This is a genomic window from Actinomyces sp. B33, from assembly GCF_028437565.1.
Taxonomy (GTDB): Bacteria; Actinomycetota; Actinomycetes; order Actinomycetales; family Actinomycetaceae; genus Pauljensenia.
In genome coordinates, this window is record NZ_JAMRYR010000004.1 from 45378 (window position 1) to 69853 (window position 24476).

Sequence of the window (24476 nt, forward strand, 5' to 3'; positions counted from 1 at the left end):
TTCTAATCAATGCAAGAGCCGGCTCGCAGCAGGTGACAGTTGCCCTGATGGGCTGAGCAGGTGCGCAATAAGAACCGCTTTTCCTTGTTTTTCAAGAGAAGTAGGGTGATATTTGAATCGTTATCATTTCTCTCTTGACGATCGTTTGTGGAGATTTTATGCTGACGGAGCAATGAAGCGCTTCAATTTCATGTCTCGAACACTCCAATGGGGGAGTGGCCGAGACGCCACCGCATGGAGGAACACAGCATGACCACACGCCTGACCATCGCCGCCGCGACAGCATCCGCCCTCGTCCTCGCCGCCGGCCTGACGGCCTGCGGCTCCGCCTCGGACACCCCATCCGCCGACGGCACGACCACCGTGTCGATCTACATCGACTCGGACCCCTCGTCGATCGCCCTGTGGGACGGCCTCGTCGAATCCTTCAACTCCTCCCACGACGCCATCCAGATCTCCTACGAGACCCACCCCACCGGTTCCGAGGGCGACAACCTCGTCAAGACCCGACTGTCCACCGGCGACATGAACGACATGTTCTGGTACAACTCGGGCTCCCTCCTCAAGGCCCTGAGCCCCGACACCACCCTCATCGACCTATCCGATCAGGACTGGGCCGGACGCGTCTCCCAGAACTGGAAGCAGTCCGCCTCCACTGACAACGGCCTCTACGGCCTGCCCGTCGGCGCCTCCTTCGCCTTCGGAATGCTCTACAACAAAGACGTCTACGCCAACCTCGGCCTCGACATCCCCCGGTCGTGGGACGAGTTCATGGCGAACAACCAGAAGATCAAGGACGCCGGTATCACCCCCGTCATCCAGACCTACTCCGACACCTGGACCTCCCAGTTGCCCGTCCTCGGAGACGCCTACAACGTCCTGGCCGCCGACCCGCAATGGGCCGACAAGTACACCGGGAACAAGGCCAAGTACGTCGACCCGCCCGCCTTCGCCGGATTCCAGCACATGGAGGACGTCTTCACGGCCGGATACATGAACGACGACTACGCCTCGGCCACCTACGACGACGGCGTGAAAATGCTCGCCGAGGGCACCGGCGCCCACTTCCCGATGCTGACCTCCAACATCGCCGCCGCCGTCGGGGCCAACTACCCCGACGCCGATCCGTCCATCGGAGTCTTCCCCATCCCCTCCGACGACCCGTCCATCAACGGCCTGACCATCGGCACCCCCAACGGCATGTACATCCCCAAGACCACCGAGGGCGCCGCGCTCCAGGCCTCCTACGAGGTCCTCGCCTGGCTCGCCGGCCCCGAGGCCTGCGCCGTCATGGGCTTGGCCATCACCATCGGCGGACCGTTCGTCATCGACGGCTGCGATGTCCCCGACACCGCCGCCTCCCTCGTCAAGGACATGACCCCCTACTACGACGAGGGCAACACCGGGCTCGCCCTCGAATTCCTCTCCCCCATCAAGGGGCCGTCTCTCGAGCAGATCACCGTCCAGGTCGGCTCCGGGATCTCCACCGCCGCCGAAGGCGCCGCGCTCTACGACCAAGACGTCCAGAAGCAGGCCCAGCAGCTCGGCATCGAGGGCTGGTGACACACCGACCGTGACGCGCCTGGGGCGGCCGATCCGCGACCGCCCCAGGCGCCGACCACTGGAGGAACCATGACGACGACATCTCCCCTCGCCGAATCCAGGCGCCACCGGGCGCAACGCTTCCGCAAGAAGAAGGGCAGCGGCCTCGACGGGTACTATCCCCTCTCCTTCCACATCCCAGCCGGCATCTTCTTCATCGTCCTCTTCCTCGCCCCCACACTCGCTTCGTTCTACTTCTCCCTTAACCGATGGACGCTCTTCGACATGGAGTTCATCGGAGTGGACAACTTCGTCCTCTTCTTCAAGGAGCCCTCCCTCGTCAAGGGATTCATCAACACCGTTATCTACGCCGTCGTCACCTCCGGATCCAAAGTCGTCCTCGGCCTAGCCCTCGCAGTTCTCCTGACCTCCCAGGTTCTTGGTCGCAACTACCTGCGATCCGTCGTCTTCTTCCCCGTCCTCGTGTCGACCATCGGCGTGGGCGTCACGTGGAAGGTCCTCCTCGACCCGAACGACGGCCTCATCAACCGCGCCCTCGCCGTCATCGGCATCGATGGGCCCGGATGGTTGACCAACCCCGATCTCGCCCTCTTCTCCGTCGCGGGCGTCGACGTGTGGAAAGGCGTCGGCCTGGCCACCGTCATCTACATCTCCGGCATCGTCGCCATCCCCGCCGAGTACATCGAGGCCGCCAAGATGGATGGCGCGGGCTCATGGGATATCTTCACGAACATCACCCTCCCGCTGTGCCGACCAGCGACCGTCACCGTCATCATCCTCTCGCTCATCGGCGGCCTACGGTCCTTCGACCTCATCTGGACGATGACCCGGGGCGGCCCCGGATTCTCCTCCGATGTCATCGCCTCCGTCATCTACAAGCAGTACCAGGCCGGCTTCTACGGCCTGTCGACCGCGGGCAACGTCGTCCTCTTCCTCGTCATCGCCCTCATCGTCATCCCGCTCAACATGTGGCTCAACAGGAGGGGCGAGAAATGAGCACCCCCGCACGCACGCGCTCGGCGCGCCCCCGCAAAGGCCTGATCCCCGGGATCGTCGCGATCCTCAGCAGCATCGTCGTCTTCATCATCCCCTTCGTCTTCATCATCCTGACGGCCTCAAAGACCCAGCAGGAGGCCTCGCTCCTCGAATTCTCCCTGCCCACCCAATGGGCATTCGTCGAGAACTTCCGAACCGTCATCGCGACCCAGGACTACGTCCTGGTCCGAGCCTTCATCAACTCCGGGATCGTCACCGTCGCCGCCGTCGCCATTCAAGTGATCCTCGGAGCAATGGTCGGGTACGTCCTCCAGCGGCGCTCCTCGAAGTGGAACGGGCTCATCAACCTCTTCGTCATGATGGGCCTCATCATTCCGCCGGCCGTCGTCCCGACGATCTGGGTCCTCGATGGGATCGGCCTGTACAAGTCCCTCGCGGGACTCGTCGCCGTCCACGTCGCCTTCGGCCTGTCCTTCTGCATCCTCCTGTTCCGGGCCTTCGTCCAAACGATCCCCCGAGAACTCGACGAGGCCGCGATCATCGATGGTGCGGGCCCCTTACGACTCTTCTTCGCGGTGATCTTCCCGCTGCTCAAATCCACGATCGTCACCGTCATCGTCGTCCAGGCGGTCGCCGTGTTCAACGACTTCACCTACGCCCTGTACTTCCTGCCCGGCCAGGGCAACGAAACCGTTCAACTCACCCTGTACAATTTCCAGTCGCAGGGCCTGAATCAGTGGAATCTCCTGTTCATGGACGTTCTCCTCATCACCGTGCCGCCGCTGATCATGTACGCGTTCTTCAACCGTCAGATTCAAGAGGGCATGACCGCCGGCGCGGTCAAGGGGTGAAGTCAGGCCCACATCGCGAAGTGATTGGAGAAGGTGATCCGAGGATGCCTAGTCATCCCCAGGGGGCGCCCCGCCTCCACGACGTCGCCGAGCGCGCCGGGGTCTCCCTGGGCACCGCATCCAACGTGCTCAACCATCCCGAGCGCGTCTCCGAGACGACCATCGAACGGGTCCGCGCCGCGATCGAGGAGCTGGGATTCGTCCGAAACGGAAACGCCAGCTCCCTGGCGTCCGGTCGCCCCGGATCGATCGGCCTGGTCGTCATCAACCTGTCGAACTCGATGTTCGTCGACGTGGCCAGGGGGGCCCAGGCGGCGGCCAGGGCCGCCGGCCACAACCTCCTCCTCGCCGACAGCGCCGACGATTTCGACGCTCAGGGCGAGAACGTCGAGTCCTTCAGCGAGGCGCGTGTCGCAGGCCTGCTCCTCGCCCCGATGCAAGACTCTGCATCCCATATTGCCCGCCTCAAAGTCCGGGGCACCCCGGTGGTCATCATCAACTACGACCAGGGGGACGACGACCTGTGCACCGTCGTCGTCGATAATGAGCGCGTCGGCTACCTCGCCGCCCGCCACATGATCGAGATCGGCTGCACCCGCATCGCTCTGGCAGGCGGAGGAGATGAGGACTACCAGCCCGTGCGCCTGCGCCGCATCGGAGTGCGCAGGGCCATGCGCGAAGCCGCAGGACGAGCCGCCTTCGAGGAGATCGCCGTCGACGGCGTCAAGGAGGCCGATGGCCGCGCAGTCGCTGAGATCGTCTCCGCCCGCAGCTCCGGTTCGCGTCCGGACGGCATCATCGGGGTCACGGATTCATTGGCCTCCGCGCTGATCGAGGGACTGGGCGAGGCGGGAATCTCGGTTCCCGGCGATATCGCCGTCATGGGCTGCGACCGGAACGCCTCCGCCCAGGACTGCCCGGTGCCGTTGACGAGCGTGGCGATGAAGGGGCAAGAGATGGGCGCGGCCGCTGTTCGACTCCTCTTGGAGGAGATGGCTCGGGACGAGGGGCACGAGCACCGGAGGGTGACGCTCTCGCCAGAGCTCGTCATCAGGGCCTCGACATCGTCGACCGGTTGAACGACCCGCGTCTTACTCTCGTCAATCGAGGGTCGGCGCCTCCTCCTCGGTGTCCCGCCGCAGGGAGCGCACGCCGACGAGCATGAGGGCGACCATGATCCATCCCGCCCCGACGACGATGACGTAGCCTCCGTGGGCTCCGGCCGAGTCGACGGCCCGGCCGGCGACCGCCGCCCCGAGGGACACCCCGAGGTTCATCGAGGTCGACATCCACGCGAGCCCCTCGGTGAGCTGCGACGCGGGGACGATCCTCGCGATGATCATGTTGACGTTCGTCATCGTCGGCGCGCACGCCATGCCGGTGATGAGCATCGTCACCGCCATCGACCACAGGTGATGCGCCGCCAGGAAGGTCGTCGTGCCGACCGCCAAGGCGATGATCCCGACCATGTAGAGCCGCCACAGGGGCTGGACCCAGCTGCGCGCCCCGTAGACGAGCGCCGCGACCAGCGAGCCTGTGGAGAACACCGCGAGGAGGACCCCGGACATGGCGGGAGCGCCCAGGGCCTCGGTGAAGGCGACGACCGAGACGTCGTTCGCCCCGAACAGCATGCCCGCCCCGATGTACGTCAGGGCGAGGACCAGAACCGCCGGCTTGAAGATCACCGAGGCTCGTGCGATCCCCGGCTCGCGCCGTACCGGCGCCGGCTCGCTCGACCGCTGGGCGAGGAATCCGGCGCCGCCGGCGACGAGGAACAGCACGGACAGGGCGACGCCCGTTCCCGCGTGCAGCGACGTGCCGAGGACCGTCGCCAGGACGGGCCCGAGGATGAAGACGATCTCGTCCATCGCGGCCTCGAAGGCGTAGGCGGTCGTCAAGTCCCGCGGATCGTCGACGACGGTCGCCCACCGGGAGCGCACGAGCGCCCCTGGAGAGCCCCATGTCGCCCCCGCCAGCGCGGCGCACGCGAAGAGGACCCATGAGGGCGCGTGCGTCGTTGCGGCGACGAGGAGGCCGGAGGCCGAGGCGGCGCAGACCGCCAGCGCGGGACCCATGATCCTCATCTGTCCGTGCTCGTCGACGAGGCGCGCGAGGATCGGGGCGCACACGGCCAGGGCGACGATGTTGACGGCGGATACGGCGCCCGCGAGCGTGTAGTTCCCGTACTCGGATTTGACGAGCAGGATGATCGAGATGCCCATCATCGACATCGGCAGGCGCAGGATCAGGCCGGTGAAGGAGAACCTCCACGCGCCTCGGATGCGCAAGATGCGGGAGTAGACCATCAGGTGATTCTATCGGCGCTCGTCGCAGGGGCGGGTCGTGTCCCCGTGGGTTTCGTGCAGGATTCCACTGCGCACGGGACTACTGACAGTGATGATTTCCCCCGAAAACGAACATTTCCTACCGGATAAGCGGGGAAATGTTCGTTTTCGGGGGAAACGGGAGGGAATGGAGAGCCGTCTGGGCCCGTCCCCGAGCGGAACTCAGCCCAGCGCGTCCGAGACCAGGCGCTTGGCCGCCTCCTGCACCTCGGCCAGGTGCTCGGGGCCCTTGAAGGACTCGCCGTAGATCTTGTAGACGTCCTCGGTGCCCGACGGGCGGGCGGCGAACCACGCGTGCTCGGTCGCCACCTTGAGGCCCCCGATCGCCTCGCCGTTGCCCGGGGCGCGCACGAGCGTCGCGACGATCGGGTCCCCGGCCAGGTCGGTGGCGGCGACGTCCTCGGGCGACAGGGCGGCGAGCCGGGCCTTCTCCTCGCGGTTCGCCGGGGCGTCGATGCGCGCGTACGCCGAGGCGCCGAAGCGCTCGACCTGCTCGTCGTGGAGCTGCGAGGGGGTCTTGCCGGTCACGGCGAGGATCTCCGAGGCGAGCAGCGCGAGGATGATCCCGTCCTTGTCGGTCGACCACACGGTGCCGTCCCTGCGCAGGAACGAGGCCCCCGCGGACTCCTCGCCGCCGAAGCCGACCGAGCCGTCGAGCAGCCCGGGGACGAAGTGCTTGAAGCCGACGGGCACCTCGATGAGGCGCCTGCCCAAGGAGTCGACGACGCGGTCGATGAGCGCCGACGAGACGAGGGTCTTGCCGACGGCGGCCTCCGACGACCACCCGGGGCGGTGGGTGAAGAGGTACTCGATGGCGACCGCGAGATAGTGGTTCGGATTCATCAGGCCGTCGGGCGTGACGATGCCGTGGCGGTCCGAGTCGGCGTCGTTGCCGGTGGCGATGTCGTACGGGGTGTCGCCGTTCTCGTCGGGCGTCATGGCCTGCCGCAGGGATGCCATCGCGTAGGGGGAGGAGCAGTCCATGCGGATCTTGCCGTCCCAGTCGAGTGTCATGAACGGCCACGAGGGATCGACGACGGGGTTGACGACCGTCAGGTCGAGGCCGTAGCGCTCGGCGATCGCCGCCCAGTAGTCGACGGAGGCCCCGCCGAGAGGATCGGCGCCGATGCGCACGCCCGCCGAGCGGATCGCGTCGATGTCGATCACGGTGTCGAGCTGGTCGACGTAGAAGGTCGTGTAGTCGAAGGGGACGATGTGCTCGTCGTCGAGCAAGCCCGAGCCGATGATCCGGGGGACCTTGCGCCAGCCCTCGGCGAGGATCTCATTGGCGCGGTCGGCGATCCACCCGGTCGCGTCGGCGTCGGCGGGGCCGCCGTGCGGGGGGTTGTACTTGAAGCCGCCGTCGCGGGGAGGATTATGCGAGGGGGTGACGACGATGCCGTCCGCCAGGCCGGGCCCGCAGGTGCGCAGGGCCCCGGGGGCGCCGTTGGCCCCGAGGATGGCGACGGAGACGGCCGGCGTCGGAGTGTAGGAGCCGCGCGAGTCGATCCGGGTGTCGACGCCGGCGGCGGCGAGGACTTCCAGGGCGGTGCGCCATGCGGGCTCGGACAGGGCGTGGGTGTCGCGGCCGATGAACAGGGGGCCGTCGACGCCCTGGGAGGCGCGGTACTCGACGATGGCCGCGGTGATGGCGACGATGTGGGCCTCGTTGAATCGGCCGTCCAGGGAGGACCCGCGATGCCCGGAGGTGCCGAAGGAGACCCTCTGGTTGACGTCGGAGGGGTCCGGTTCGATGTCGTAGTAGGCGCCGACGACCTCGGCGGAGTCGATGAGGTCTGCGGGAAGGGCGACTGTGCCTGCTCGTTCGTGCATGGCCCCAGTGTGCACCGACCCGCCGTCGTTTGGCATCCCATCGCATCAGATGGGATCACCCCTCGCATTTCTGTCGACGCTGACCTCCTGATACATTAAAAATGTTCCGCCGGTCACATCCGGCCCCCGCTCGATGACGATGACGTCAGGAGGTCCCCCGTGGGATGGTTCGATTCCGTTGAGCACAACAGGTGGCTGTCCGCCCAGATGCAGGCCTTGATCGCCGAGGCCGAAGGGGCGATCGTCCCCACCGGGTTCGCGCATCTGACGGTCGAAGGCGACCCCGACCCGACCCGGAGCATCGATCTGGCCGTCACCGCGCGGATGCTCTACGTCTTCTCCCTCGGCACGCTCATGGGACTGCCCGGGTCGCGTCGCTACGCCGACCACGCCATCCGGTGCCTCAACCGGTTCTTCGTCGATCCCGAGCACGGCGGCATGTGGACGTCGATCACGCCCGATCCGGACGCCGATGGCAATGGCGTGCCGTGGGACGAGGACGGGCGCGCGAAGTCCCAGTACCACAACGCCTATGTCATCCTGGGCGTCGCGGCGGCCACGGTGGCGGATCGCCCCGGAGCCCATGAGCTGCTCAGCCGGCTCCTCCACGATCAGGAGCGCTACTGGCTCGAGGGCAACGGCCTCGTCCGCGACCAATTCGTCGAGGATTTCTCCGAGGAACTGCCGGTGCGCACGATGGGCACGCTCCTGCACACGGCGGAGGCCTATCTGGCTGCGGGCGAGGCGACGACCGACCCGGTGTGGGTCGAGCGCGCCGAGATCATGGCCTCCTTCGTCCACGAGGTCGCCTCGGCGAACGACTGGCGCCTGCCCGAGTACTTCGACGCCTCGTGGAAGAGGCTCGAGGGCGAGCCGGTGGGGCAGGCCGACCGGCGGCGCGTCTACCACGGGTACGTCACGGGGCGCGCCCTGCAATGGGTGCGATTGGCGCTGCAGATCCGGTCGGGACTGCGTTCGATGGGCCGTCCGGTGCCGGACTACCTCAAGGAGATGGGGGTCGAGCTCTTCGAGCGCGCTCGGGTCGACGGGTGGCGGCGCACCGATGGGGAGCCCGGGTTCGCGACGGTCGTCGGGCCGGACGGCGCCCCGCTCGTGGGCGAGGACGAGCATCAGCAGTGGGTGGTGTGCGAGGGCATCTGCGCGACAGTCGCGTTGCGCCGGGCGCTGCTCGACGATCACGCGACCCCCGGCGAGGTCGAGCACTACGAGCACTGCTACCGGTCGTTCGTCGATTACGTTAACGACTACCTCATCAGCTCCCCCGGGCGGTGGGTGCGTCGCCTGGACGCGCATAATCGGGAGGTGACGGCGGCGAAGTCGTCGCGCTGGGACGTGTACCACGCGGTTCAGTCGATGCTCGCGGCACGGGTGCCGTTGTGGCCGCCTTTCGCCTCGGCGCTGTCGCGCGGCCTCCTCGACAAGCCCGAGGAGGCGCCGTCGGACAAGAGGTCGTGGAACTTCTTCGGGCACCGCGTGTAGCGTTTGGCCGGTCCCATGGGCGAGGCCCGGGCGGGGCAGTCGGGCCCGGTCGTCGGGGAGAGGGGCGTCGCCTTTCGGGTACGATTGGCGCTGCTGGAGGGCTGACCGAGTGGCCGAAGGTGGCGGTCTTGAAAACCGCTGTGTCAGCGATGGCACCGGGGGTTCGAATCCCTCGCCCTCCGCGATCCCCTCGGGATGTTTTATCCCGAGGGGTTATTTGTTGATTCTGCGAGGGAAGAGCTCTTTTCCGCGTGGTCGGACCATGGTCGGAAAAGGTGCGAATCCCTGTGCGGGCTGCGGCCGAATCGGGTGTCCGCGCGATGCGCATTGCGAATGCGTATGGGTGATCCGGGTCCTCGCCCGGGATAGCCGGAAGAGCTCAAACCTCCTCTTACGAGCCGATTCTGCGGCGCGTGCGCCCGGCGTTTGGCCGGGGCGCGCGAAGTCGCCTATTGTTGTCGGCACTGGAGACGTCGCATAGTCCGGTCGAGTGCGCCTCCCTGCTAAGGAGGTAGGGGTGCATAGCCCCTCGCGGGTTCAAATCCCGCCGTCTCCGCGATGAGGTCCCGGGATCGTTGAGGTCCCGGGACCTGTTGCTTGTATGGCCGGAGCGAACGTCTTGTCCAGTCATGTCGCGGGCTTTTCGGGCGGTTTCCGGCTTGTGCGCGCGGCGGTCGGCGTCATCGTTCAGGCTTGTGCGCGCGGCGGTCGGCGTCATCGTCTCGCCTGTACCCAGCTCCTGCTCCCCAGCTCTCCCATTTCCCATTTCCCCCGAAAACGAACATTTCCTACTCGATCAGGTGGGAAATGTTCGTTTTCGGGGGAAAGCGTGGGCTCTCGTCGACGAGGGGGCGCCGTCCGATGGCTCGTCGCGGAGCGAGACTCCCGGGCGCGCCGGCGTCGGTCACCAGGGTGTCGCGCGAACGGCTACTGCCTGAGCGCCGCCCCCGGGCGCGCCGGCGTCGGCGTTGGCATCGCGTGGTCGTCATACACGTGCGCGTACATGCGACGGGGCCGGGTCTCCAGATGAGGGCCCCACCCACTAGGGTTGGGGCGTGGCCACAGCTCTCTACCGCAGGTACCGTCCCGACGCCTTCGACCAGGTGATCGGGCAGGATCACGTCACCGCCCCGCTGCGCGCGGCCCTGCGCTCCAACCGGGTCACCCACGCCTACCTGTTCTCCGGCCCCCGCGGATGCGGGAAGACCACCTCCGCGCGCATCCTCGCGCGCTGCCTGAACTGCGCCCAGGGCCCCACTGACACTCCCTGCGGCCAGTGCGAGTCCTGTCGGGAGCTCGCGACCGGCGGACCCGGATCCCTCGACGTCGTCGAGATCGACGCGGCTTCCCACGGCGGCGTCGACGACGCCCGCGACCTGCGCGAGCGCGCCGCCTTCGCCCCCGTGCGCGATCGGTACAAGATCTTCATCATCGATGAGGCTCACATGGTGTCGAACCAAGGGTTCAACGCCCTCCTCAAACTGGTCGAGGAGCCGCCTGAGCACGTCAAGTTCGTCTTCGCGACAACTGAGCCCGACCGCGTCATCGGGACGATCCGCTCGCGGACCCACCACTACCCGTTCCGCCTGGTCCCGCCCGACGTCCTCGCCCCCTACCTGTCGACGCTGTGCCAGGAGGAGGCGATCGAGGTCGGCGACGGCGTCCTCGGCCTCGTCATGCGAGCAGGCGGCGGCTCTGTCCGCGACACCCTCTCCGTCCTCGACCAGTTGATGGCCGGGGCCATCGACGGACGGGTCACCTATCGGACGGCGGTCGCCCTCCTGGGCTACACGGATACCGCGCTCCTCGACGAGAGCGTCGACGCCCTGGCCGGGGGCGACGGGGCCGCGGCGTTCCGCGTCGTCGAGAGAATGGTCGAATCCGGCCATGATCCGCGTCGTTTCGTCGAGGACCTCCTCCAGCGGCTGCGGGACCTGCTGATCATCTCGGTCGCAGGCGACGGCGCCTCGGACGTTCTCGCGGGCATCCCCGCCGATCAGTTCGAGCGGATGCAGGTCCAGGCCCGCAACTGGGGGCCGCGCGGCCTGTCGAGGGCCGCCGATCTGACGGACGAGACCCTGCGGTCGATGACGGGCGCCACCTCTCCGCGCCTCCAGCTCGAACTCCTCATCGGGCGCATCCTCGTGCCCTCCGGCGCCTCGACCCTCGCCGCCTCCTCCGCCACGGACGACGCCCCTGTGCCCGGCATGGTCGGGCTCACCGGCGGCGGCGCCCCCGTCGAGGCCCCGGCCCCCGCGCCAGCCGGCTTCGGCGCGAAGGAGGCCCGAGAAGCCGTCGAACGGGCCCGGCGCGAGCGCGAGGCGCAGGCACGCGCTCAGGCATCCGAGCCCTCGCCCGGTGCGACGCCGGCCGGGACGTCCTCTTCTTCTTCCGCCCCTCATCCGGCCGGTGGTGCCGGACGAGCCTCGTCGGAGCGCCCCTTCGATCGTCAACCGGAACAGCCTCACCAGCGACCGGCCTCGAGCGGATGGCCCGAGGCAGCCGCCCCCGGCCGGGGGGCGCCGGTCTTCTCCGAGGGATCGTCGGGTGCCGACCAGGCGCCTCCTGCGCCGATGGTCGACGCCGATCGCCCGGCGCGTCCCGTCGTCGCCCCGCAGGACCGGGCGCAGGACGACACGCCGTCCCAAGGGCCCTCCGGCGGGCGAGCCGGGGGTTCGGACCCTGCCCGCCCCCAGGGGGAGGAGCCGTCGGGGCGCGATGCGGATATGCTCCGAGGCCGATGGGGCGAGGTCGTCGAGCGGGTCGCGTCGATGAGTCGCGTGACGTGGAGCCTCGTCAAGGACAACGCCCAGCTCGGAGCCGTCGACGGCGCTCGCGTCGTCCTCCTCTTCCCCTCCGACGTCATGGTCGCGAACTTCTCTCGGGGCTCTCACGCCCAGACCCTCGCACGGGCCATCGTCGAGACGACGGGCCTCGCCGTCGAGGTCTCCGCCCAGGTCGGTCAATCCGGCGGGGGAACCGCGGTCACCGCGCCCTCGGCCGCCGCATCCGCGCCCGACCAGTGGGTCTCGGAGCCGCCCCCTTTTGACGGTGACGAGTCGGAGGACGACGGATGGCCGGCGGTTGCCGTGCCGGCCGACGCCGAACCGGCGAACGGCCGGGGGGAGGCGAGCGCATCCGCAGCCGTCGCATCCGCCGGTCCGGCGGTGTCGGGTGAGGTCGCGGCCGACTCCGGAGCTTCCGTCGCCCCGGCCGATTCACGGGCCGCCGAGAGGAGTCCGCTGCCGGTCGGAGGGCGCGACGATGAGGCTCCCGGTCGGTCCCCTGTCGCGCGCGCCACTACGGGCTCTGGCGCCTTCCCCGGTGCCGTCGGCTCACGGGCCGTCGAGCAGGACCACGCGTCATCCGGTTCCCGCGGCGACGAATCCCCCTCCGTGCCGACAGTCCCGTTCCACCCCGACGGGCATCCCGTCGCCGGGCAGGAGCGAGAGGAGACCGCTCCGGTATCGTCGCCCCAGCCCCAGCCCCAGCCCCAGCCCCAGCCCCAGCCCCAGCCCCAGGATGCGGATGGGGCGGTGAAGGGCCGAGCCCCGGGCCGACGCGCCGTCGGCGTCTTCACGTATCCGGAGGACGAGCCGGTCCTCCCCCCTGCGGGCGCGCTCCCCGTGCCGGTATCCCCGGCTCCAGGGACCGACGCGCAGACATCCGGATTCCCGGACGAGGGGGATGGTCGTCCCGATGGATCGCCCGACCCCGTCGGGACCCCTGCGCTCGACACGGCCCCCGGCTCTGGCGAGCCCCGCTTCATCGCCCCCTCCTTCGACGACGAGGGGCCGATGGATGAGGGGGCCCGGCCCTCGCCCCCCGACGACCTCCCCCCGGTGGAACCGGGCCGGGGCCCCCGAGCCGGCGCGGAGCACCGCCCCGATCCCGCGTCCGGCGCCCATGCGGGAGCCGACGCTGCGGCGGGAGCCCCGATGTCCGGCTGGTCCGAGGCCGTCGCCATCCCCGGGGGCCAGGGCGCCGTCTCCTTCGACGACTCCCCCTCGTTCGCGCCGGCGGTCCCCGAGCCCCTGGCTTCCGTCTCGCCGATCCGCTCGTCCGGTCGCCTCGCCGCCATGCGGCAGATGCGCGAGCAGCAGTCCCACGAGGAGCCCGTCAAGCCCACGCCCATCGAGGACGACACCGCGAGCATCGACGACGAGGACCTGGAGACCTCCTCCCTCTTCGGCCTGCCCGCGGTCCTCGACATCCTCGGCGGGAAGGTCATCGCCGAGACCTACGACGAAGGAGGGCGCTGACCCGTGTACGAGGGAGCCCTTCAGGATCTCATCGACGAATTCGGCCGGCTGCCGGGGATCGGCCCGAAGTCCGCTCAGCGCATGGCGATGCACGTCCTCGATTCCGAGCCCGAGGACGTCTCCCGCCTCGTCGACGCCATCAGCGCCGTGCGCCACCGGGTCCGCCACTGCGAGATCTGCGGCAACCTCACCGAGGAGGCGACCTGCTCGATCTGCCAGGACCCGCGCCGCGACCCCTCGGTCGTCTGCGTCGTCCAAGAGCCCAAGGACGTCCAGGCCGTCGAGGCCGCGCGCGTCTTCCGCGGCCGCTACCACGTCCTCGGCGGCGTCATCGACCCGATCCACGGGATCGGCCCCGACCAGTTGCGGATCGGCCAGCTGATGAGCCGCCTGGGCGACGGGCAGATCACCGAGGTCATCCTCGCGACCAACCCGAACGTCGAGGGGGAGGCCACCGCCGCCTACCTCGCGAGGCTCCTGGGCACCATCGGCGTGACGACCTCCCGCCTGGCGATGGGCCTGCCGATGGGCGGAGATCTCGAATACGCGGACTCGGTGACTCTTGGACGCGCCCTGGAGGGCCGCCGCGCGATGTGATGGGAGACCGCGTTCACGGCGGACGACCGAAGGCGCCAGGCTCGCCTTCGCCCGCGCGATGCGGTCGACCTCATTGATCGCCGTCGTGCTCCTCCTCGCCGCCGCCTTCGTCGCCCGCTCGGCGATCCTGGCTGCGCTCGCAGGAGACGACTCCACAGGAACCGCACAGGAGGATCCCCGTCCGGGCACATGAGCCGCATGGAACAATCGACAATGTGAACGATCCACTCGAATCCGCCCACGTCCGCGCCGACGGCACCCCCGCCCGGATCCTCGTCGTCGACGACGAGCCGGTCCTCGCCGCCGCCCTGCGCCACCAGGGCTGGCTCACGCGCACCGCCGCCAACGGATGGGAGGCCATCGACTCCATCCCCGACTTCGACCCCGACGTCGTCGTCCTCGACATCCAAATGCCCGGCCTCGACGGCATGGAGACCCTCGACCGGCTCCGCAAGCGCAACCCCCACCTGCCGGTCCTCTTCCTCACCGCGCGCGACGCCGTCGCCGACCGCGTCAGCGGCCTGCGGGCCGGGGCCGACGACTACGTCACCAAGCCCTTCGACCTCGACGAGGTCACCGCCCGCATCGACGCCCTCCTGCGCCGCTCCGGCATGGCGACGAGCACCGCCTCCCACGTCCTGACCGTCGGCGACCTCCTCCTCGACGAGGACTCCCACGACGTCAGCCGCGGGGGCGACCCGATCGCCCTGACGAACACCGAGTTCGAGGTCCTGCGCTACCTCATGGAGAACCCCAACGTCGTCCTGTCCAAGTCGCAGATCCTCGACCGCGTGTGGTCCTACGATTTCGGCGGGCAGGCGAACGTCGTCGAGCTGTACATCTCCTACCTGCGCAAGAAGATCGAGGCCGGGCGCACGCCGATGATCCATACCGTGCGCGGCGCCGGATACATCCTGCGCCCAGGGGACGCCCGGTGAGGCTCCCCCGGCGCGCCCCCTCCGCCCGGCGCCGCCCCCTGTCGACGCGCATCAGCGTATTCCTCGCCGTCGTCGTGCTCGCCGCCCTCGTCGTCATGGTCGGGGCCTCCGGCTTCTCCCTGCGCACGTGGATGACGGTCCAGACCGATCGCCAGCTCGTCGACGACCTCGCTCGGGCCGCCGGCCCCGCGGGCGAGGACCGGGACCCGGACGACGCCCTCGACGCCCTCGACGGGGTCGACGCGGAGGACGGGGAGGCGGCCGACGCCCCCCGACCCCGGGAGCACCCGTCCGAGCGGGTCGCCCGCGGAGGGTTCCCCGGTGACTTCGACGGGCCCGGCTCGGGCGACGGCTCCCTGCGACTCGTCGTCCGCGACGGCGAACCCGTCGCCGGCGTCATCCGCGATCACACGGTCGTCGACATGCCCGCCCCGGGCGTCCGCGTCCTCGAATCCCTCCCCCTCGACTCCCGGCCCCGCACGGTGGACCTCGGCCCCTTCGGCCGATTCCGGGTCATCGCCGCCACCGGGCACGACGGCACCCGCGTCGTCGTCGGCCAGTCCACCCAGCGCATCGAATCGACGACGATCACCCTCATGGCCCTCGAATCGGGCCTCGCCCTCGTCATCATCGTCGGCGCCGCCCTCGTCGGCAGGCGATGGGTCGTCCGCGAAATGGCGCCCCTGGGGGCGGTCGCCGCCACGGCCAGGCGCATCGGCGCCGAGGACCTGTCCTCCCAGGGCGTCGAACCCTTCGGCCGGGTGCCCGCGGACGTCGCCCGCCCAGGAACGGAGGTCGGCGACGTCGGGCAGGCGCTCAACGCGATGATCGCCAACGTCGAAGGGGCGCTGCGGGCCCGCGACGAGTCCGAGCGGACCCTGCGCCAGTTCGTCGCCGACGCCTCCCACGAGCTGCGCACCCCGCTCGCCTCGATCCAGGGGTACACCCAGCTCCTCCAGCGCGACTCCATCGAGCCCGAGACCGCCCTCGACAGGATCGCCTCCGAGTCGGCCCGCATGTCCGACCTCGTCGAGGACCTCCTGCTCCTGGCCCGCCTCGACGCCGGGCGCGAGCTGGCGGCCGATCCCGTCGACGTCGTCCCCCTGGCCATCGACGCGGTCTCCGACGCCCACGCCGCCGGCCCCGACCACCAGTGGGTCCTCGATGTCGAGGGGGACGAGGACGGGGCGGAGCCGTGCGTCGTGCGCGGCGACGAGGCGGCGATCCGACAGGTCCTCGCCAACCTCCTGACGAACGCGCGGGTGCACACCCCCGCGGGCACGCGCGTCGACGTGTCGGTGCGCTCGGAGCCGCGGGTTGAGGCCGATGGCGGACCGTCGTCGACCGGGGAGCGGGGGAGCGGTGGGGCGGCCGCCGGCGGAGCGGTCGTCATCCGGGTCGCCGACCGGGGGCCGGGGATCCCCGAGGAGCTGCGGGGCACGGTCTTCGACAGGTTCGTGCGCGGGGACGCGTCGAGGACGCGCGCGGGGACCGGGTCGTCGGGCCTGGGGCTGTCGATCGTCTCGTCGATCGCCCAGGCGCTGGGCGGGCGCGTCGACCTGGAGACCTCCGGGGCCGGGACGGTCTTCGAGGTCCGTCTGCCGCGCCTGGTCGACGGGGAGGCCCCGGGCGGTCGTGCCGGTGCGGAAGGCGAGAGGGGCGGCCCCGGCGGGGAATGAGGGGTCGGGAGGCCCCGGATCGGGGGCGGGGGCGAGCCCCCGAATGCCGTCGCGGAGTGGGGTGTTGGCGCGCAGGCCCTCCGGCCGGAAGGCTCGCGCCCGCGGGGGCGGCGAGCGCGTCGTTGACCGGATCGCAGTGGCGAGGACGAGCCGAGGGCGAGCGGGTCCTGCGCGCTGTGCGGCTGAGGGGTCGAGCGGCTCGCCGGGATGGTCAGGCCAGGAGCGTCCGGTCGGACATCCCCGGGCCCACCCCGCCGCGCAGATGCTCGAACTCGGCGAGGAGGGACTCGATGGTTGCCTCCTCCTTGGCCCTGCCGGACAGCTCGAAGACGATCCGGCCCTCGTGCATCATGATGAGCCGGTTGCCCATCGACAGGGCCTGCTCCATGTTGTGCGTGACCATGAGGGTCGTCAGGCCCTGACGGGCGACCGCCTCGTCGGTGAGCCTCGCGATGAGGGCGGCGCGCGCCGGGTCGAGGGCCGCCGTGTGCTCGTCGAGGAGGAGGACCCTCGGATTCGAGAAGGTCGCCATCGTCAGGGACAGCGCCTGGCGCTGGCCGCCCGACAGGAGCCCCGCCTTCGTCGTCAGCCGGTCCTCCAGCCCCTGTTCGAGGGGTGCGAGGACTTCGCGCAAGAGCTTGCGCCTGCGCCGGGTCAGCGCCGGCCCGAAGCCCCGGGCCCGGCCCCGCGAGTAGGCGAGGGAGAGGTTCTCCTCGATGGTCAGGTGGGGGGCGGTGCCGGCCATCGGGTCCTGGAACACGCGGGAGACGAGGCGCGCCGTGCGCCAGTCCGGCATCCGCGTCGTGTCGCGGCCGCCGATGGTGATCCGCCCGATGTCGGCCTGGTAGCGGCCGGACACGATGTTGAGCAGCGTCGACTTGCCCGCGCCGTTCGATCCGATGACGGTGACGAAGTCCCCCTCGTCGAGGTGGAGGGACACGTCGGACAGGGCGACGCGCTCGTTGACGGTTCCGCGGAAGAAGGTCTTGGTCACCGCTTCGATGTCGAGCATCACAGCACCACCTTGTCGTTGTCGCGCTCCTCGGCCGAGTGGGTGATGTCCGGCTCGGGGGGCAGGGTGCGGGCGCGTCGGCGTTCGCGGACCCGGGCGAAGAAGGACAGGCGCGGGAGCATGAGGGCGAGGAACACGATGATCGCGGAGATGAGCTTCATGTCGTTGACGTCGAGGACGTCGACGCTGAGGGCGAGTTGGATGATCGCCCGGTAGATGATCGAGCCGAGGACGACGAACAGGGAGGTGACCCACACGCCTCGCGACCCGATGAGGGCGGTGCCGATGATGACCGAGGCCAGTCCCGCGACGATCAGGCCGATGCCCATGGAGATGTCCGCGTACCCCTGGTATTGGGCGATGAGGGCGCCGGAGGCGGCGACGAGCCCGTTGGACAGGGCCAGTCCGCCGATCTTCATCGTCCCGGTCGCCACCCCCTGCGCCCGAGCCATCCCCTCGTTGTCGCCGGTGGCGCGCATCCCCAGGCCGATCTGGGTCGACAGGAACCAGTTGAAGCAGGTGGTGACGAGCGCCAGGAGGACGGCGAAGGCGCCGATGGACGCCCAGGTGCCGACGAGGCCGGCGTCGCGCAGGGGGGTGAGGACGGTGTCGACGCCGCGCAGCAGGGGGACGTTGGCCTTGCCGAGGATCCGCAGGTTGATCGAGTAGAGGCCGATCTGGGTGAGGATGCCGGCCAGGAGCGGGTGGATGCCGGCGGCGACGTGGAGGAGCCCGGTGACGGTCCCGGCGATCGCGCCGGCGAGGAATCCGCACAGGGTCGCCAGGAGCGGGTCCCGTCCGGCGGTGATCATCACCGCGGCGACGGCGGCCCCGGTGGTGAACGACGAGTCGACCGTCAGGTCGGCGATGTCGAGGACCCGGAACGTCAGGTATACGCCGAGCGCCATCAGGCCGTAGATGAGGCCGAGGTCGAGAGCAGTGAGCACGGGGCGTCCTCCGGGTGGGGATCGGGTGCGGGCAGAGGGGCGGGGCCGTCGACGGCGCCGCTGGGCGCGGGGTGTCGGCGGCGGGGTCGGGCGGTCAGTCGACGAGGACGGCCTCGGCGGCCAGGTCCTCGGGGATGGTCAGCCCGATGGCGGCGGCCGTCGTCGAGTTGATGGTCAGGGCGTACTCGTCCTGGCTCTCGACGGGGGTCAGGGCCGGGTCGTCGCCCTCGGTGAGGATCCTGATCGCCATCTGGCCGGTCTGGTAGCCGAGCTGTTCGTAGTCGATGCCGTAGGTCGCCAGCGCCCCGTTGGCGACCGAGTCGGCCTCGCCGGCGATGAGCGGGATCTTCGCGTCCTCGGCGGCCTGGACGACGGAGGCGAGGGCGGAGACGACGGTGTTGTCGGTGGGCACGTAGATCGCGTCGGTCGCGGAGGCGAGGGCCTGGGCGGCCTGTTGGACCTCGGCGGAGTTCGTCACGGTCTTCTCGACGACGGTCAGGCCGGCTTTCTCGGCGGCCTGGCGGGCCAGGGAGACTTGGATCTCGGAGTTGACCTCGCCGGAGGAGTAGATGATGCCGACGGTGGTCGCCTGGGGGGCGATCCTGGGGATGAGGCCGATCTGGTCGGCGACCGGGTTCATGTCGGTGGTGCCGGTGACGTTCGAGCCGGGGTTGTCGAGGGAGTCGACGAGTTGGGCGGCGACGGGGTCGGTGACGGCGGTGAAGAGGATGGGGGCGTTGACGATCGTCTGGGCGGCGGCCTGGGCGGCGGGGGTCCCGATCGTCAGGACGAGGTCGTGGCCTTCGCCGGCGAACTTCGACGCGATGGAGGTGGCGGTCGCCTGGTCGCCCTGCGCGTTCTGCTCGTCGAATTCGACGGCCAGGCCGGCGTCGGAGAACGCGGCCTTGAATCCTTCCCGGGCGGCGTCGAGGGAGGAATGGGTGACGATCTGGGAGATGCCGATCGTGTACGTCCGTTCGCCGGCGGTCGATGGGGCGGGGTCGCCGGATCCGGCGGAGCATCCGGCGAGGACGAGCGCGGCGGCGCCCGCGACGGCGAGGATCGAGCGGGTCATGGGAGGGCCTTCTGGTCGGGGGGGGCGGTGGGGCGCGCCGCCAGGCGGCGCGGGTAGTGCCTGAGACGCTAACGGCCTTCCGATCGTCGAGACGAACATGACCGCCAGGTGAGCAGGCTCAGGGCGTGATTCTTCCGGAATATGAGATAGTCGTTACGATCCGACTCGATTCGTCCCGGTCGCATTCGGGTCATCGCCTCCTGCGGGGGAACGGCCGCCCGGCCGGAGTCACGGAGCGGGGACCAGGCCCAGCGCCGCCCTCGCCCGATACCGGCCCTCGCCGGCGTCCCGCGCGCCGATCAGCGCCTCGCCCGCGCAGCGGCACTCGTCCATCGTCACCCGGCCGAGCATCGCCCCCACCGCGGGAATCGCCCCCACCGGCATCGACAGGGACGAGGCCCCCCAGCCCACGAGGACGCACGCGAGCACCGGATCCGACGCCGCCTCACCGCACACCCCGCACGGCGTGCCCGCCGCCGCGCACGCCGACAGCACCCGGCGCATCAGCGCCAACGGGGCCGGCTGCCACGGATCCGAGTACTCCGCCAGATCCGCCGACTGGCGGTCCACCGCCATCGTGTACTGCGCGAGATCATTCGTCCCCACCGACACGAAATCCACGCACTCGACGAACTGGTCGATGAGGATCGCCGCCGACGGCACCTCGATCATGATCCCCGCGAGCATCCGCGACCCCAGCTCCTCATTGCGCTCGCGGACCAGGGACGCGAACCACTCGGCCTCGGCCAGCGTCGACACCATCGGCGCCATCACCGACGTCTGCACCTGCGGGTGCGCCGCCGCCGCGATCGCCAGCGCGTCGAGCTGATGATGCAGGACCGTCGGATACGGGCCCGACGTGCGCAGCCCGCGCACTCCCAGCGCCGGATTCGGCTCATCGCGCAGCGTCGCGTACGGCACCGGCTTGTCCGACCCCGCGTCGAGCGTGCGGATCACCACCCGCTGGCCGTCCCACGGGTCGAGCATCGCCGAGTACACACCGACCTGCTCGTCGACGCTCGGCTCGACCTGGGCCGACAGGAACGTCAACTCCGTGCGCGCCAGCCCCACCCCCTCGGCCACTCCCGCCGCGGCGGCCGCGGCCGACGACGCCGGATCCTGGATGTTCGCCGCCAAGCGCACCCGGACGCCGTCGAGGGTGCGCGCCGGGCCTCGCCACCGGGCGATCGTCTCGGCGCGCTCACGATCCGCGGCCACCCGGCGCCCCGCCTCGGCCTCGTCGACCCCCGTCTCCAGGGTCCCGACCGTCGCGTCGAAGAGGACCGGCTCCCCGTCGGCGATCTCGCCCAGGCGCCTGGCGGCCACCACGCACGGGATCCCCAACTGGCGGGAGATGATCGACGTGTGGGACGTGGGCCCGCCCAACTCCGTCGCGATCCCCAGGCACGACGACGGGTCGAGGCCCGCCGTGTCGGCCGGGGACAGGTCGTCGGCCAGGAGGATGAACGGGCGGCCGAGATCCGGGATGCCGGGCTCGGGGACCCCCTGGAGATGGGCGATCACCCGGTCGCGCACGTCCCGCAGATCCGCGGTGCGCTCCGCCATGATCCCGCCGGCCGTCTCGAACCTCGTCGCGAAGCGGTCCGTCGCGGCGATGACCGCCTGGATCGCGGGGATCCCCGCGCGGATCCTCGTCGACACCTCCTTCGTCCACGCCCGGTCCGTCGCCAGCGACGCCGACACGATGAGGACGTCGGCCGCGTCCCCCGTCGCCCGCGACGCCTTGTCGAAGAACCCGTCGGAGACCGAGCCCGCGCACGCGAGGAACCGGGAGACCTCGTCCTCGCGCAGATGAGGGGGCAGCGGGGGCGCCGACTCGGAGGGGAGGCAGGGGCGCCGGAACCATGCGGCCGGCGCGTAGGAGACGCCCTGGACCACCGGGGTCCCGTAGATCGTTGAACTCATGTCGGCCTCCTCGCCGCGCGAACCTCGTCCGATGCCCCCACTGTACGGACGCGGCGCGCGCCGACGAAACCCCTGCGTCGGCCGTCACCGATGCCCGTATGCCGGTCGAGGGGCCCCGGTGCTCCCCGGGCCCCTAGGATTGTCCCCATCCTGCGGCTGAGCCCGCGCGACCGGGCAGAAATGAGACAACGTGGCATTGATCGTGCAGAAGTACGGCGGCTCCTCCGTCGCCGACGCCGAGGCGATGAAGCGCGTCGCCGCGCGCGTCGCCGAGACCCACGAGGCCGGCCACCGGGTCGTCGTCGTCGTCTCGGCCATGGGCGACACGACCGACGACCTCCTCGACACCGCCGCCGAGATCACCTCCCACGCCCCCGACCGGGAGATGGACATCCTCTTGTCCGCCGGCGAGCGCATCTCCATGGCGCTCCTGTCCATGGCCGTCAACGCCCTGGGCGTCCCCGCGCAGGCCTACACCGGCGCGCAGGCCGGCATCCGCACCGACTCCCACTACGGGCGCGCCCAGATCGTCGGCATGGTCCCCGAGCGCATCGCCCGCGCCGTTCGCGACGGCCAGGTCGCCATCGTCGCCGGATTCCAAGGGGTCTCCGAGCACGAGGACGTCACCACCCTGGGGCGCGGCGGCTCCGACACGACCGCCGTCGCCCTGGCCGCGGCCCTCCACGCCGACGTCTGCGAGATCTACACCGACGTCGACGGCCTCTTCTCCGCCGATCCTCGGATCGTCCCCAAGGCTCACCGTCTGCGGACACTCACCCAGGAGGAGACCCTCGAACTGGCCGCCCACGGCGCGAAGATCCTCCACCTGCGGGCCGTCGAGTTCGCCCGGCGCTACGGCGTCCCCCTCCACGTGCGCTCGTCCTTCTCCGAGAAGAACGGCACGTGGATCTCCGACTCGCCCGCCAACCCCGAGCTCACGGGGATGGTCCCCGCAGCGGCGCTCGCCGACTCCCAGGAGGAACCCATGGAACAGCCCGTCGTCTCCGGCATCGCCCACGACCGCTCGCAGGACAAGATCACCGTCACGAACATCCCGAACCTGCCCGGCAAGGCCGCCCGCGTCTTCGAGATCTGCGCCGAGGTCGGCGCGAACATCGACATGATCGTCCAGAACATCCCCGTCACCGACCCGACGCGCGCCAACATCACCTTCACCCTGCCCGAGGGCGACGCCAAGCGCGTCCTCGACGCCCTGGAGGCCGCGCGCGACGAGATCCAGTTCCAAGACCTGCGGTACAACCCGAACATCGGCAAGCTCTCCCTCATCGGTGCGGGCATGCGCACCAACCCCGGCGTCTCCGCCAAGCTCTTCGGCGCCCTGTCCGAGGCGGGCATCAACATCGACCTGATCTCGACGTCGGAGATCCGCATCTCCGTCGTCACCCGCCTCGACGACCTCGACCGGGCCGTCGCCGCCGTCCACACCGCGTTCGGACTCGACGCCACCGAGACCGAGGCCGTCGTCTACGGGGGCACCGGCCGCTGAGCCCGACGCCCCACCGTCCCGGTCCCGGCTGAGGACCGGCGCCCGCCCGGGACGCGGCCCCGCGCCCCGGACCGACCCACCCAGGGCCATGCGCCCATGCAAGGAGCACACCATGAGCGGACTCAACGTCGCCGTCGTCGGCGCCACCGGCCAGGTCGGGCGCGTCATGCGCGCCCTCCTCGACGAGCGCGGATTCCCCGTCGCCTCGATCCGGTTCTTCTCGTCGGCGCGCAGCGCCGGGACGGGCCTGGAGTGGCGGGGAGGGAGGATCGTCGTCGAGGACGTCGCCACCGCCGACCTGTCGGGCATCGACATCGCCGTGTTCTCCGCCGGGGCCGCAGCCTCGCTCGAGTACGCGCCGAAGTTCGCGGCCGCGGGCGCCGTCGTCGTCGACAACTCATCGGCGTGGCGCAAGGACGAGGACGTGCCCCTCGTCGTCTCCGAGGTCAACCCCGAGGACGCCGCCCGCCGCCCCAAGGGCATCATCGCCAACCCCAACTGCACGACGATGGCCGCGATGCCGGTCCTCAAGCCGCTCGTCGACGAGGCCGGAGGCCTCGAGAGGCTCACCGTGTCGAGCTACCAGGCCGTGTCGGGGTCGGGCCTCAAGGGCGTCGAGGAGCTGTCGCGGCAGACGCGCGCGGGCTCGTCGCAGGACCTCGCGGCGCTCGCCCTCGACGGGACGGCGGTTGTCCTGCCCGCCCCCGAGGTCTACGCCGCCCCCATCGCCTTCGACGTCGTCCCCCTGGCCGGGTCCCTCGTCGACGACGGTTCCGGCGAGACCGACGAGGAGCAGAAGCTGCGCAACGAATCGCGCCGCATCCTCCACCTCCCCGGGCTCAAGGTGTCGGGCACCTGCGTGCGCGTCCCGGTGTTCACCGGCCACACCCTGACGGTCCACGCCGAGTTCTCCGGCCCGATCAGCCCCGAGCGGGCCCGCGAGGTGCTCTCCGGCGCGCCGGGCGTGCGCCTCGTCGACGTGCCGACCCCGTTGGAGGCCGCCGGTCGCGACGAGGTCCTCGTCGGGCGGATCCGCCAGGATCAGGCGGTCGACGGCGGGCGGGGGCTCGTCCTCGTCGTGTCGGGCGACAACCTGCGCAAGGGCGCGGCCCTCAATGCGATCCAGGTCGCCGAGGTCGTGGCCGAGGGCCTCCTGGCCTGAGCGGCACGGCCCGATGGTCGTCGCCCGATCGGTCGCGGCCGCGGTCCCCTCACGGGCGACGGTTGGAGGGCGCGAACGCGCGCGGTCCCGCCTGATCCGCCGTCCGCCCGGCGGATGGTCGGGGATCAGGACCGCGGGGGGCCTCGTGTGTCATCGGCGCCTCGGGCACCGGGGGATCAGGGCCCTACGGGGGTGAGGCCGCGCGCGTTCTGGCGTCTGATCCCAGGCGGAGGGGGCGCGCGGACTCCCCGGCGGCGATCGGGGCCCGCGCGTCGTCCATGTC

General features: G+C 70.3%; 17 protein-coding genes and 2 tRNA genes. 13 read left to right on the plus strand and 6 right to left on the minus strand.

Going from position 1 to position 24476, the window contains the following annotated elements; translation table 11 throughout:
- The first annotated feature begins 249 nt into the window (after positions 1-249).
- From M3T53_RS06815 to M3T53_RS06830, 4 genes are all read left to right on the plus strand, one after another.
- The gene (locus M3T53_RS06815) at positions 250-1563 is read left to right on the plus strand and encodes an ABC transporter substrate-binding protein (RefSeq protein ID WP_272433756.1); all 1314 of its coding nucleotides are present in this window, start codon (positions 250-252) and stop codon (positions 1561-1563) included.
- Between the two features lie 69 nt (positions 1564-1632).
- Positions 1633-2559, plus strand: a complete 927-nt coding sequence (locus M3T53_RS06820; protein ID WP_272433757.1) for a carbohydrate ABC transporter permease — start codon at positions 1633-1635, stop codon at positions 2557-2559.
- Positions 2556-3410, plus strand: a complete 855-nt coding sequence (locus tag M3T53_RS06825) for a carbohydrate ABC transporter permease (protein ID WP_272433758.1) — start codon at positions 2556-2558, stop codon at positions 3408-3410. The genes M3T53_RS06820 and M3T53_RS06825 overlap by 4 nt, the downstream gene beginning before the upstream one ends.
- Positions 3411-3454: 44 nt before the next feature.
- A complete protein-coding gene (locus M3T53_RS06830; protein WP_272433759.1) occupies positions 3455-4489 on the plus strand; it encodes a LacI family DNA-binding transcriptional regulator in 1035 nt (344 codons plus the stop codon).
- Positions 4490-4510: 21 nt separating this feature from the next.
- Here the strand turns inward: M3T53_RS06830 and M3T53_RS06835 are convergent, their stop codons facing one another.
- Positions 4511-5716 (minus strand): MFS transporter, encoded by a 1206-nt coding sequence (locus M3T53_RS06835; RefSeq protein WP_272433760.1) that lies wholly within the window; start codon positions 5714-5716, stop codon positions 4511-4513.
- A 201-nt stretch (positions 5717-5917) separates the two neighbouring features.
- Positions 5918-7588 carry a phosphoglucomutase (alpha-D-glucose-1,6-bisphosphate-dependent) gene (gene pgm / locus M3T53_RS06840; RefSeq protein WP_272433761.1) on the minus strand — a complete coding sequence of 557 codons (1671 nt, stop codon included), beginning with the start codon at positions 7586-7588 and terminating at the stop codon, positions 5918-5920.
- A 159-nt stretch (positions 7589-7747) separates the two neighbouring features.
- Here pgm and M3T53_RS06845 point away from each other — a divergent pair, with 159 nt between their 5' ends.
- The 7 genes from M3T53_RS06845 to M3T53_RS06875 all read left to right on the plus strand — a co-directional run bounded on the left by M3T53_RS06845 (position 7748) and on the right by M3T53_RS06875 (position 16564).
- Positions 7748-9088, plus strand: a complete 1341-nt coding sequence (locus M3T53_RS06845) for an AGE family epimerase/isomerase (RefSeq protein WP_272433762.1) — start codon at positions 7748-7750, stop codon at positions 9086-9088.
- 95 nt (positions 9089-9183) lie between these two features.
- Positions 9184-9270, plus strand: a tRNA-Ser gene (locus M3T53_RS06850).
- A 284-nt stretch (positions 9271-9554) separates the two neighbouring features.
- Positions 9555-9644 (plus strand) — tRNA-Ser (locus M3T53_RS06855).
- Between the two features lie 499 nt (positions 9645-10143).
- Complete coding sequence (locus tag M3T53_RS06860) at positions 10144-13350, plus strand: DNA polymerase III subunit gamma and tau (protein WP_272433763.1); 3207 nt, start codon at positions 10144-10146, stop codon at positions 13348-13350.
- Between the two features lie 3 nt (positions 13351-13353).
- Positions 13354-13947 carry a recombination mediator RecR gene (recR, locus tag M3T53_RS06865; protein ID WP_272433764.1) on the plus strand — a complete coding sequence of 198 codons (594 nt, stop codon included), beginning with the start codon at positions 13354-13356 and terminating at the stop codon, positions 13945-13947.
- Between the two features lie 215 nt (positions 13948-14162).
- The gene (locus tag M3T53_RS06870) at positions 14163-14885 is read left to right on the plus strand and encodes a response regulator transcription factor (RefSeq protein WP_272433765.1); all 723 of its coding nucleotides are present in this window, start codon (positions 14163-14165) and stop codon (positions 14883-14885) included.
- The gene (locus tag M3T53_RS06875; RefSeq protein ID WP_272433766.1) at positions 14882-16564 is read left to right on the plus strand and encodes a sensor histidine kinase; all 1683 of its coding nucleotides are present in this window, start codon (positions 14882-14884) and stop codon (positions 16562-16564) included. Before M3T53_RS06870 ends, M3T53_RS06875 begins: the two co-directional genes overlap by 4 nt.
- A 211-nt stretch (positions 16565-16775) precedes the next feature.
- Here M3T53_RS06875 and M3T53_RS06880 read toward each other — a convergent pair whose 3' ends face one another.
- The 4 genes from M3T53_RS06880 to M3T53_RS06895 form a co-directional block, all read right to left on the minus strand.
- Positions 16776-17576: an ABC transporter ATP-binding protein gene (locus M3T53_RS06880; RefSeq protein WP_272433767.1), complete on the minus strand. Its 801-nt coding sequence runs from the start codon at positions 17574-17576 to the stop codon at positions 16776-16778.
- Positions 17576-18523, minus strand: coding sequence for an ABC transporter permease (locus M3T53_RS06885; RefSeq protein ID WP_272433768.1), 948 nt, complete (start codon positions 18521-18523; stop codon positions 17576-17578). Before M3T53_RS06885 ends, M3T53_RS06880 begins: the two co-directional genes overlap by 1 nt.
- A 94-nt stretch (positions 18524-18617) precedes the next feature.
- A complete protein-coding gene (locus M3T53_RS06890; RefSeq protein ID WP_272433769.1) occupies positions 18618-19598 on the minus strand; it encodes an ABC transporter substrate-binding protein in 981 nt (326 codons plus the stop codon).
- Between the two features lie 228 nt (positions 19599-19826).
- Positions 19827-21524, minus strand: a complete 1698-nt coding sequence (locus tag M3T53_RS06895; protein WP_272433770.1) for a phosphoenolpyruvate--protein phosphotransferase — start codon at positions 21522-21524, stop codon at positions 19827-19829.
- Between the two features lie 190 nt (positions 21525-21714).
- On the opposite strand from M3T53_RS06895, the gene M3T53_RS06900 reads away from it, so the two are divergent.
- Positions 21715-23031: an aspartate kinase gene (locus M3T53_RS06900; protein ID WP_272433771.1), complete on the plus strand. Its 1317-nt coding sequence runs from the start codon at positions 21715-21717 to the stop codon at positions 23029-23031.
- A gap of 112 nt (positions 23032-23143) precedes the next feature.
- Complete coding sequence (locus M3T53_RS06905) at positions 23144-24193, plus strand: aspartate-semialdehyde dehydrogenase (protein ID WP_272433772.1); 1050 nt, start codon at positions 23144-23146, stop codon at positions 24191-24193.
- The last annotated feature ends 283 nt before the right edge of the window (positions 24194-24476 follow it).

Coding starts and splice junctions, on each gene's coding strand:
- M3T53_RS06815 (WP_272433756.1), top strand. CDS start 250: ATGACCACACGCCTGACCATCGCCGCCGCGACAGCATCCGCCCTCGTC.
- M3T53_RS06820 (WP_272433757.1), top strand. CDS start 1,633: ATGACGACGACATCTCCCCTCGCCGAATCCAGGCGCCACCGGGCGCAA.
- M3T53_RS06825 (WP_272433758.1), top strand. CDS start 2,556: ATGAGCACCCCCGCACGCACGCGCTCGGCGCGCCCCCGCAAAGGCCTG.
- M3T53_RS06830 (WP_272433759.1), top strand. CDS start 3,455: ATGCCTAGTCATCCCCAGGGGGCGCCCCGCCTCCACGACGTCGCCGAG.
- M3T53_RS06835 (WP_272433760.1), bottom strand. CDS start 5,716: ATGGTCTACTCCCGCATCTTGCGCATCCGAGGCGCGTGGAGGTTCTCC.
- pgm (WP_272433761.1), bottom strand. CDS start 7,588: ATGCACGAACGAGCAGGCACAGTCGCCCTTCCCGCAGACCTCATCGAC.
- M3T53_RS06880 (WP_272433767.1), bottom strand. CDS start 17,576: ATGCTCGACATCGAAGCGGTGACCAAGACCTTCTTCCGCGGAACCGTC.
- M3T53_RS06890 (WP_272433769.1), bottom strand. CDS start 19,598: ATGACCCGCTCGATCCTCGCCGTCGCGGGCGCCGCCGCGCTCGTCCTC.
- M3T53_RS06895 (WP_272433770.1), bottom strand. CDS start 21,524: ATGAGTTCAACGATCTACGGGACCCCGGTGGTCCAGGGCGTCTCCTAC.
- M3T53_RS06905 (WP_272433772.1), top strand. CDS start 23,144: ATGAGCGGACTCAACGTCGCCGTCGTCGGCGCCACCGGCCAGGTCGGG.